Below are 1,636 nucleotides of genomic sequence, written 5' to 3' on the forward strand. Positions count from 1 at the left end.
GCGGCTACGCCAAGGAGATGAGCAAGGAATACCAGGCCAAGCAGGCCGAGCTGGTCTCCTCGCACATCGCCAAGCAGGACATCGTCATCACCACCGCCCTGATCCCGGGCCGCCCGGCGCCCAAGCTGGTCAGCGCGGCCCAGGTGGCCTCGATGAAGCCGGGCTCGGTGCTTGTCGACCTGGCCATCGAGCAGGGCGGCAACGTCGAAGGCGCCAAGCTGGGCGAGGTCGCGCTGACCGCGAACGGCGTGAAGATCCTGGGCATTCCGAACCTTCCGGGCCGCATCGCCACCGACGCCTCGGCCCTCTACGCCCGCAACCTGCTGGCCTTCTCCGGCCTGTTCCTCACCAAGGAAGGCGCCTTCGCGCCCGACCTGGAGGAGGAGATCCTCAAGGCCGCCCTGGTCACCCACGGCGGCGCCGTGGTCCACCCCAACCTGCAAGCCTGATCCGGAGCTGAAACGATGGATGTCGATCCCACGGTCTTCCGCCTGGCGATCTTCGTGCTCGCGATCTTCGTGGGCTACTACGTGGTCTGGAGCGTGACGCCGGCCCTGCACACCCCGCTGATGGCCGTCACCAACGCCATCTCCTCGGTGATCATCGTGGGCGCCCTCCTGGCCGCCGCGGCCAGCGGGACCGACGGCGAGCTGACCGGCAACATCCTCGTCTCGAAAGGCGCCGGCGCGGTCGCCGCGGCGTTCGCGGCGGTGAACATATTCGGCGGCTTCCTCGTCACCCAGAGGATGCTGGCCATGTACAAGAAGAAGGACAAGGCGAAGTGAGCCTCGACATCCTTCTGGGGATGTTCGCCATTGCAGCCGTCAGCGTGGTGGGCTTCGGCGCACTGTCCGCTGGCGGACTGATGGGCCGGCTGTCGCCTCGCGCCCGCCGCATTATGGCGCCTGTCGGCGGAGTGCTCTACGGCCTGTTGCTGTCCGCCCTGGTCTACCATTCGTTGCTTATGGAGCGCGGAATGGTCGAACGAGGCCACATGTCGGAAACGACAGCGCTGTGGGTCTGGGCGGGCCTCAGCGCGCTGATCGCAATCGTAACCGTCCGCCGGATCGCGCGGACCTTCTCGCAATCGAACGATGATACGGGGACGGGGGCCTCCGCATGAACGCCAATATCGCGGCCATCCTCTACCTCGTCTCCGGGGTGCTGTTCATCCTGGCGCTCAGGGGCCTGAGCTCTCCGACCACCAGCCAGGCGGGCAACCGCAACGGCATGATCGGCATGGGCATCGCGGTCGCCACCGCGCTCGCCACCCTCTGGGGCCAGGGCGCTCTGGACCCGCTGACCCTCGGCCTGATCGTCGGCGGCGTGGCCATCGGCGGCGTCGTGGGCGCCCTGATCGCCCGCAAGGTCGCCATGACCTCGATGCCGCAGCTGGTCGCCACCTTCCACAGCCTGGTCGGCGCGGCCGCCTGCCTCGTGGCCGTGGCCGCGATCTACACGCCCGCCGCCTACGGCATCCTCGGCGACGACGGCCGGGTCCACCTGACCTCGCTGATCGAGCTCTCGCTCGGCCTGGCCATCGGCGCGGTGACCCTCACCGGCTCCGTCATCGCGGCGCTGAAGCTGAACGGCAACATGAGCGGCGCGCCGATCCTGCTGCCCGCCCGCCACCTGC

General features: G+C 68.6%; 3 protein-coding genes and 1 pseudogene. All 4 read left to right on the forward strand.

The window, feature by feature from the left end:
* Positions 1–449 (forward strand): annotated as a pseudogene (locus AX721_RS19145) (NAD(P)(+) transhydrogenase (Re/Si-specific) subunit alpha); the annotation flags it as partial.
* Between the two features lie 15 nt (positions 450–464).
* Complete coding sequence (locus tag AX721_RS19150; RefSeq protein WP_068877578.1) at positions 465–785, forward strand: proton-translocating transhydrogenase family protein; 321 nt, start codon at positions 465–467, stop codon at positions 783–785.
* Positions 782–1,123 carry a hypothetical protein gene (locus tag AX721_RS19155; protein ID WP_068877579.1) on the forward strand — a complete coding sequence of 114 codons (342 nt, stop codon included), beginning with the start codon at positions 782–784 and terminating at the stop codon, positions 1,121–1,123. The genes AX721_RS19150 and AX721_RS19155 overlap by 4 nt, the downstream gene beginning before the upstream one ends.
* Positions 1,120–1,636: NAD(P)(+) transhydrogenase (Re/Si-specific) subunit beta (locus tag AX721_RS19160; protein ID WP_197422648.1), on the forward strand; the 517-nt coding region annotated here is incomplete at its 3' end. The genes AX721_RS19155 and AX721_RS19160, both read left to right, overlap by 4 nt.

The sequence above is a fragment of the Phenylobacterium sp. CCH9-H3 genome, assembly GCF_001557235.1.
GTDB lineage: Bacteria > Pseudomonadota > Alphaproteobacteria > Caulobacterales > Caulobacteraceae > Phenylobacterium.